The sequence below is a fragment of the Cupriavidus sp. GW823-FHT06D04 genome (assembly GCF_058795055.1).
Map to the genome: position 1 here is coordinate 75,165 of NZ_JBXAHL010000036.1, position 8,515 is coordinate 83,679.

Consider the following 8,515-nt stretch of genomic DNA (forward strand, 5'->3'; position numbering starts at 1 on the left):
GCCCTCCTATTCAGAAATTAAGGTAAGAACGCGGTCGAGCGCCTCAATGACGTCCATCATGTCGGCCAGCTGCTTGAACTGGCGCCGGATGGCGCGGGGGGTGTTTGCCAGCGGGATCAGCGACTGATACATCGTGGCTTCGCCGCCGCAGTTCAATGAATCAAAGTGGTCATCGAGGATCTGACCGACCCAGTGCTCTCTCCACATGCAGAGCGTCGCCGCCGAGTAGGCCGGTTCCGCCCATTGCGCGTGGTTGAGCGCGCGGCTGCGCCGGGTGCGGGCGAGTACCGCCTGCAGGTCCAGCAGCGCCAGGCAGATGCGGCGTGGCAGGCCACGTTTGTGACCCGCCAGCGCCTCCAGCTGCGGGGCGCGCAGGCAGTCAATGCGCACCGTCTTGTCCCGGCGCGCAAACGCCGGCACCGCATCATCCGGGGCCAGCACTGGCAGTACCCTGGACGGAAGGTAGCGCTCGATCTCACAGCTGTCGTCGCCAAACCGCTCGGCGAGAAACGCCCGCGCCTCCTCATCGCTCATGGTCGGATCGCATTCCCACCACCAACGGGCGAACATGTCCGCCAGCTCGTCCGGTGTTCGCACGAAGAGCGATCGGCCCGCCGCCTCGTTGACGAGGTGAATGGCCGTGTACAGCAGGGCCGGATCGGCGCGGCGCATGATATCGGCACGCTGCCCGATCTCGAACACGGTCTCCTCGTCCAGCTCGATCGCAAGGTACAACGGCGCATGGAGTTCTTCGTCCCATCCGAACTGATCGACCTGCTCCCTTGCGGCAGCCAGGTCGAGCAACGCGAACGAGAAGTTCAACCGCTTGCACTTCGGCGTGTGCCGGCGCAGCCAGGCGAACATGGCCTGCGCGAACGCATCGCCGGCACTGGCCGCACCCTTCACGTCCCGGGCCGCCAGCACGCCGGTTTCAAACTGCTTGCGGATCAGCCTGAGGGAGTCCGCGCTGTCGCCATACTGGAGCTTCCCGCGGGCGGGAATCTCGGCTGGCAGCGTGGGTAGCGTCAGAAAACCATGGGCAGGTCGACGTCGGGCAGCGGGAGGCTGTCGCGATGGCGTCCAACCGTGGGCTGATTCAACGAAGCTTTCATCAGATGGGCGAGGATCGAACAACACGATTCCATCTCCTCAGAATGTGAAAAAACCGCCCTTTCGGGCGGTTTCTGGTTGGAAGGCAGGCAAAAGTCCGGACTGGACAGTGCCTGCATCAAGTCACGCTTACGCATGGCAGCCCTTGGCGCCGGCGGCACGCACGAACGTGTAGCGCATGACGGTGCCGTTGTGCTCCGGGCCGTCCACCGTGGCGGTGGTCAGCTCGGGGTACTGGGCGGTGTACATGTCGCGCACCTGGTCGGGCGAGAATGCCGGGCCAGGATCCATCAGGGTCATGCCGTTGTAGGTGAACTCACGGGTAAGTTGCTGGACGGTCAGGCTCATGGTGTAGCTCCTGTCCGTTACAGCAGGTCAGCGAGATTGGTGCCGCTCGGCTCGGGCGACGACGTCTGGGGCGCGGGGGCCGCAGCCTTGCCCTCGCCTTCCTCGTTATCGTCCTTGCCGTCAGCCCCGTCCGCATCTTCCGAAGACGGTGCAGCCGGCTTGCTGTTGGCCTTGGAGAGCGCCTTCTGCGCCTTGGTGGACTGCGCGCTGGTTGCGGCGCTCAGGATCGAAGCCGTAGCTTCGACCTGTTCAGCCAACGAGCGATGCGAAACCGACACCGAGGCGATCGCCTGGGCGAAGCCCTCGTCCAGTTCCGCCGGGGAGGCGGTCAGGGCAAGAGGCGTGGCCAGCGCGGCGTCAGCGGCCTTGGAGACCACCGGTGCTACCACCACAGCCATCGCGTCACCTTTCATGGTGAGCGTGAGCACAACTTTGTCGCACGCGGCGACGAGCGGAACGAGTTCCTGAAACATGGGGAGATCCTTGAAGAGATGGAATTAATGAGGAGGTCCGACCGCCAGTTGGCGGTCGGGTGCGATCAGAAGCGCAGGACCTTGGGCAGCTTGCCCGTGTAATCGAAGCCATCGACGTTGAGCAACGCCTCGATCAGATCCGGCTTGGATTTGTTGAAGACCTTGGTGAAGCTGTCACCGAGCGCGGCACGCAGGCCCAGCTCGTCGGCCAGCACCTTCATCTCCGACTTGGTGAGCAGTTCCAGGAAGTCCTTGGACTTCTGCAGGTTCCAGTGCTGGCGCAGATCCAGCTTGTGGTACTGGCACATTGCCACGAGGTGATGGACTTCAATCCCCTCGATGGCCGCGACAGTCATCGCAGTGGTCAGCGTTGCACGCTTGCCGGCATCCAGCTCCTGCACGGTGGCCAGGTTCTTCTTGAGGTCGGTGGATGAAGCCTTCTCGTCCGTCAGCTTCTCGAAGATCTTGCCCATGGTGTCGCCACCAATGTTGCGTGAAAGGCCGGACAACGCCGCCGCCAGCAGATAGATGTTGGCGGTCTCGGGAACGCTTGCGGCCTCGCGGCGCAGCGCCTTGCGCCACAGCGCGACCCGGTAGGATTTCACCTTCTCGGTCTCGCTGATATGCGTGACGGCCTTTTCCTCAGCGGGAGCCTTGGTCGAGCCTTTGGCAGTCGTGGTTGCACCCGCGGGTGCCGCGGCCGGTCTCTGCGCGTTCGCCTTGGCGTCGCGCTCGGCCTTCAATCGTGCGGCGATCTTCTTGCTGTTGCAAGCCGTATCGAAGCACTGGCCGCGGAAGACCTTGCCAATGCTGTCCGGCAGCGCACTGACTGCCGCGCCGTAGTGCTCGCAGGCGTGGCAGGCCTTCGCCTGTTCCTCGCCGACGCCGGTCGGACCGTCCACCACCAGTTGCACGCGCGTATGGTTGTCCCCCGCACGCACAATCCGGATCACCGGGTACTCATCCTTCAGGCCGTAGGCAACCGTTTCCAGTTGCTTGTCGGTCTTCTGGGTGTAGCAGGCGCGGTTGGTGCAATTACCGGTCGCGATGGCCTCGCCGAACATCTCCGTCTGCAACGACGAGTTGTGCGAGCAGGCAGCACAGTCAGCCTTGTCGAAGATCGCCGTAGCGAGGCTGCACGCGGCTGCCTCGATGGTTTTCTTCAGTTCTGCCACCGACTTCTTCTCGCCCACGATGACGGGCAGGAGCTTGTCCTGCTTGTCCTTGGCGAGCGTCGCCAGCAGTTCAGCGTGGCCGAGCTGGATGGTGCGGGTGTTGAGCGCGTCCAGAACGGACGTGCTGCAGTTCATCAGCGCCAGGCGCTTGTCCAGCGTGGAGCGGGACCAGCCCAGGATCTTGGCGGCTTCCTCGCGGTCACCCTTGAGTTGTCCAACGATCCGCGCGGCGGCCACGGCTTCCTCGGAAGGCGCCATGTCTGCACGCTGGACGTTTTCGATGAGGGCGAGCCGGTCGGCTTCCTCCTCGCTCATCTCGCGGATGGTGACAGGGATGGGGTAGTCGTCGCCGTGCGCCGCCTTCGCGGCACGCAAGCGGCGCTCCCCGGCCACCAGCTCGAATGCGTCATCGCCCAACGGACGGATCAGGATCGGCTGGATGACACCGTTCTCGCGAACGGAATCGGTTAGTTCCGCCATTTCGGCAGGATCGAAATACTTGCGCGGATTGCGGCCAGGATTGATCTTGCCTACGGCGATGGTGGGGTTCAGCATGATGGGGTTCTCCGAAGCGGAAAAGGGGAACCCGTTGCCGCACCGGGAACAGGTTCCCGATGGGATAAGAAAGAAAGGCATGGCGGCCCGGCAATGCGGGAAGCCAAGTTACGGCAAAAAGCTGTGCACCGGATGGTGCGAGGTCGATGCGTCAGGGACGCTGAAGTAGGCGACAGGATATACCAATCGCCTCGATCACGCCAACAACTTGGCGGAGGAAAGGGTTCTTCGCAGATCTGCGGGGTGGCCTTACTGCGGGGCTTCCGTCCCGTTGGAGTCGGCCGAAACCGACCCTGAGCGGCCCTACAAGCGTGTGTAGACACAACGGCCGTTTCGAAAGTTACAGCGGTCACTCAAGGCCTCGCTCGGCGAGCGCTTCCCGAACCCGCATAATCGTCTGTCGGACTGGTCTTCATGTCCCGCGCAATCTGGGCAACGATACACTAGCATTCAACCGATTCACCACCATCGCCCGCTGATCGACTGTAAGAGGTATGTTGTTATGGGTGTTCACCCACAGCAGGAACAGCACGAGGACGTTGAACAAGGAGTGCTTGGCCTGGATGGTGTTCCCTGTGCATGTGATGGTCGATTGGGACCGTTCGCGAGTGCGGGCCAGCAAGGGCCAGCGGTAACGATTGACGCCCAGACTGGGCGGTAGAACGGTCCGGAAGCAACAACGGGATCGCCCCTCTCCGGTTGAAATCCGATACCACGTCACTGGCACAAGGCAACGTCACTCGCCATGTCGCACTACCTCAAAGTCCTCATGCCGGAACGGCCCATACATTTCGCCGTCAAAGAACACGGCATACACGCCGGTCCGCTTGCCGTAGGCGACAACTTGCACGGTCTGGCCGACGAGAAACTCTGTGCGTGGGGTACGGGCGTTTAGCACCGTGACGAACGTACCGTGGTCAAGTGGGATGTCCGTCGCTCATCTCCTCAGCAGCGGACCTGCGCCCAAATTCTTGTCCCCGCTTCCCGAACACGCATGGTGATCTGCCTGCTGGTCTTCAAGTCCCGCGCAGTCTGAGCAACAGGGATGCCAACCGGCCCTCAAACACCGCACGCCGATCGGCTGTCAGATCTGGCGGCACTACCCTATCACGTGAGGACCCAGATCGGTGCCGATACATGGGGTGTCGCCAATGACGACAATGTAGGTTCCACGAGCGACTTGTCTAAAGATAGCGTTCTGGGATCCCGCACAGTCACAAGCTCCTTTGCAAACATGGTTTTCACAATGATCTGACGGGAATATCCATTGGCGCTGCTTCTCGGAGAGGTCCGGATACTTGGCAAGCAGTACCGCCATTATTTCGTGTTTTCTCAGAGTCTGCCCGTTGTAAGGCAGCATGGCTGATGCAAGAATTTTATGGTACTTGCTAACCACAGGCGTGTATGAAATTTTCCATTCCTTCTATCTGGTGCCGACCATTTTTAAAAGTCATGTCGATGGCGGAACGCCTATTCCGCGATGCCGAGTTTAAACCGAGCGACTGCCATGACAGACGTTTGATCGCTAAGTATCCATCCTGAGGTTAGTTGACGTGTCATGAATTGCTTGTTGTATAGGAACGGTATAATGATCTGAAAAACACCAAACGTAATGGTAGTCAGAATCAGATGCAGAATACCTATGCCAATTTCACCTCGAAAAATTGGAACCAGCCAGCCGAAAAAGAAGTATGTCCAACAATATCCGATATACCCTTTCTTAACGAGCCCGGATTGTGGATGCTTAATAAAAACGGTCTGCTGTGGCCCCATTACGGCTAGGCCGATAATTGGCAAAAGAAACAGAAAAATGAAGATAACGAGCCAATGCCAAATTGAAAGGGACCCCATTTAATTGCTCCTTGTTGCGAGTAAAAATTAAAGTATCATGCCGCGTTCGCGAGGTCCAGCGCGCGAATAAATTCTCTTCGCGCTTCGTGTGCCTCCAGCCAACCAGCTCGCCGCGGGGGCGATCCCGTTTCTGACAGGGCTTTGCGGGTGGCCCGAGCTGAGGGCGGATCGGTTATCGGGCCAACCCCTCTGCGATAAGTATCGTGAGAACCCGGCTAGTCAGGTATCTTTCGAGGGAATCCGTGTGACCGCCAACAAGGTATTCCTGCTTAACGATGTCAACGATGTGAGTTCTCAATGGCTCCGGAATCTCTCGAGTATCGACTCCCGTTTCTGCTGTTATGTTTGCTCTCACCGCTTGATACAGGGTCTTTATCTTTGCCATGTTTCCCGCAACATGGGCTGCGGTTCCTACTAACTCGGCTATGCCACCAAGGAATCCCATCTTTCCCTCCTCCTCGAGAACTGTTAGCTGGACTCTGGCACGTTGTTGGTGCCGAACTATTGGCGATTTGAGGCTTCTTTTTGTGTGTTCGCGGTTTTCCGCGCTAGAGCCTATCCGATTATGCGCCAGTCTTGATCTGACCTTAATAGCGAACCTGGCCGCTTGCCATCCGTCATGTGGTGGACGGGACTCAGCCATCTGGTTTAAGTAGCGAAAGTGCGAGGCCTGGTCGGCGGGGACAACGCCATGCCTGGCGACGGCGCCCGCTGTACAGGATGGAGGTCAGAGGCGGAGCTCAAAGATTTGCACGGTGAGGAACTGGGCGAGGCAGTGCGTCAGAACAAGAAGCTCGAAGCAGAAGACGCTGCGGGTTCTTTCGCAAGAACCTCACGCCAGGCTACACGCACTTCTTGACGCGCACGCTACCGAATGTAGGAACTGAAATGAGCCTGCATGTTCTGGCGTACAACCTGAAGCGCGTCCTTCGAATTCTCGGGTTCTCGAAAACAATGAGGGCCATGCGCCTGGTGGCGTAAGCACCCATTTGCGCCCAAAAAATGGGGATGAAGACCGCTCTCAGGGGCCCATTAGCGCATGCGGTTTTACACATCTCTGACCTTCCAAAGCGACCAGAGCGCCAAGGAAAAGCGTTTACTTTCAACGAGTTGAAGCGGTACTTGTAAACTCTCTAAGTCTCGCGTTTACTGTCGCATTTTGGGTGACGCGTTGACGATTGAATCGACACACTGGGCAGCGACTGAGTTTGCCCACCTGGATCTCGGTGATGCGCGCCTCGACAAGCGAGCGAGGATGTTGATGGAGCGATTTGCGGCCGATCCGATGGCCAGCGTACCGAAGGCGTGCCACGGCTGGAGCGAGACCATGGGAGCGTATCGCTTCTTTGGCAACGACAGCGTTGACTGGCGCGATATTCTGGCGCCGCACTGGCAGCAGACCCGGCAGAGAATGGGGGCTGAGCCAGTCGTACTGTGTCTTCAGGATACGACGGAACTTGATTTTAACGGTCAAGGGGCTATCGGTCTGGGGCCGCTGAGCTATGAGGCGCAGCGGGGTATGTATCTCCATCCGACCTACGCCGTCACGCCGCAACGCGAACCGCTTGGTGTGCTGGACGCATGGATGTGGGCGCGCGAGAAGCGGGATAAATTCGGCAAACGCGGTGGGCCAAAGAAAAGCTTGCGTTGGATTAAAGGTTACGAGCGCATCGCTGAAATGGCCCAGGAGCTCCCCAGCACGCGCTTGGTCTATGTCGCAGACCGCGAAGCCGACTTGATGGCGTTGATGCTGCATGCTCAAGAACTCGGTACGCCCGCCGACTGGCTCATACGTGCGGCCCACAATCGCTGCCTGCCGGATGGCGAGAAGCTGTGGCAGCGCACCATCAGCGGCAAGCCTATTGGCGAGATCGCTTTCACGATGGGATCGCGCCATGGCGTCAAGGCCCGCACCGTGCGTCAGCAACTCTGGGTGCAACGGGTTGATCTGCCAGCAGGTAAGGGCAAGACGGTCGTGGCGACGAGCATCGTCGCGCGCGAGTTTGATGCGCCTGCCGGCGTCAAGCCAATCGAGTGGCGCCTCCTGACAAATCGCAGCGCAGCCAGTCTGGACGATGCGATTGAGCTTATTGACTGGTACCGCGCGCGCTGGAAGATAGAAACGCTGTTCAACATCCTGAAGAACGCCTGTCGCGTTGAAGCGCTCCAGTTGTCGGCGATAGAACGCCTTGAGCGCGCTTTGGCACTGTTCATGGTCGTCGCTTGGCGCATAGCGCATCTGATGCGGCTCGGACGCACTTGCCCGGATCTGGACGCCGACTTGTTCTTCGACCCGGATGAAATACGCGGCGCCTATCTGCTGACCCGTGTCAAACAGCCTGCTAAGCCAACGCTGAATGAGGTGCTTCGCCTGATTGCACGCCTTGGCGGCTTCCTCGGCCGCAAGAGCGATGGCGAGCCCGGCGTGAAGACGATTTGGCTTGGCCTGAAAGAAGTTCATGTCGCAGCGAAGACTTTGCGAGGATTACGAGTCGTCGATGATGGGGACAACTGTGTATAACCGCATGCCATTAGCGCTGTTCGCACCCTTTTCGACACCGCCCACGACCGGGTTTGCCGAAAATTCGATAAGGCAGGCTACGCCCCGGGGCGGACGCGCATTGGTGCGATTCGAGAGATGTTTCCACACGGCCTCGACCCTTAACAGCCGCTCAGGCGAGCGCGAGGTCCACTGCTTCAGTGGTATAACGGCCTTTCACTCGCAAACTCAATCAGGTTACAGCCATCCGAAAGATGCGATGAGCTCAAACAGAAGTCGTTTTGTGCGGACTCTGCCGGTCGATGTCGCATCCCGTCGCGGCCCGTGGCGCAATTCGCCTGCCTTGTGTGCGCGAGAGAACATACAAAGGCGAAAACAAGTTTCTAATCTGTACCGTCGAACTTAGCTGCCATGCGTTGGCTCTAGCAGGCTGCTGAAATACCGGCAGCGGATGTCCGCGCGACGACTAGCTGAAGCGTTAATCTGAGGACTCCATACAACCC

6 protein-coding genes are annotated in these 8,515 nt (G+C 59.4%); 1 reads left to right on the top strand and 5 read right to left on the bottom strand.

Annotated elements, in window-relative coordinates; translation table 11 throughout:
- Positions 1–6: 6 nt before the first annotated feature.
- From AC1Q7H_RS31520 to AC1Q7H_RS31540, 5 genes are all read right to left on the bottom strand, one after another.
- The gene (locus AC1Q7H_RS31520) at positions 7–1,137 is read right to left on the bottom strand and encodes a PRTRC system protein F (protein WP_492316445.1); all 1,131 of its coding nucleotides are present in this window, start codon (positions 1,135–1,137) and stop codon (positions 7–9) included.
- Positions 1,138–1,239: 102 nt separating this feature from the next.
- The gene (locus tag AC1Q7H_RS31525; RefSeq protein WP_340526888.1) at positions 1,240–1,458 is read right to left on the bottom strand and encodes a PRTRC system protein C; all 219 of its coding nucleotides are present in this window, start codon (positions 1,456–1,458) and stop codon (positions 1,240–1,242) included.
- A 17-nt stretch (positions 1,459–1,475) separates the two neighbouring features.
- Entirely contained in the window at positions 1,476–1,931 is a 456-nt protein-coding gene (locus tag AC1Q7H_RS31530; protein ID WP_492316444.1) for a PRTRC system protein E, read from the bottom strand.
- Positions 1,932–1,996: 65 nt separating this feature from the next.
- Complete coding sequence (locus AC1Q7H_RS31535) at positions 1,997–3,661, bottom strand: PRTRC system ParB family protein (protein ID WP_492316443.1); 1,665 nt, start codon at positions 3,659–3,661, stop codon at positions 1,997–1,999.
- A gap of 2,023 nt (positions 3,662–5,684) precedes the next feature.
- Complete coding sequence (locus AC1Q7H_RS31540; RefSeq protein ID WP_492382125.1) at positions 5,685–5,957, bottom strand: hypothetical protein; 273 nt, start codon at positions 5,955–5,957, stop codon at positions 5,685–5,687.
- A 726-nt stretch (positions 5,958–6,683) separates the two neighbouring features.
- Between AC1Q7H_RS31540 and AC1Q7H_RS31545 the strand changes: the two genes are divergently transcribed.
- On the top strand, positions 6,684–8,033 hold the full coding sequence (locus AC1Q7H_RS31545; protein WP_492316442.1) for an IS4 family transposase: 1,350 nt from the start codon (positions 6,684–6,686) through the stop codon (positions 8,031–8,033).
- Positions 8,034–8,515 lie beyond the last annotated feature (482 nt).

Coding starts and splice junctions, on each gene's coding strand:
- AC1Q7H_RS31525 (WP_340526888.1), bottom strand. CDS start 1,458: ATGAGCCTGACCGTCCAGCAACTTACCCGTGAGTTCACCTACAACGGC.
- AC1Q7H_RS31530 (WP_492316444.1), bottom strand. CDS start 1,931: ATGTTTCAGGAACTCGTTCCGCTCGTCGCCGCGTGCGACAAAGTTGTG.
- AC1Q7H_RS31535 (WP_492316443.1), bottom strand. CDS start 3,661: ATGCTGAACCCCACCATCGCCGTAGGCAAGATCAATCCTGGCCGCAAT.
- AC1Q7H_RS31540 (WP_492382125.1), bottom strand. CDS start 5,957: ATGGGATTCCTTGGTGGCATAGCCGAGTTAGTAGGAACCGCAGCCCAT.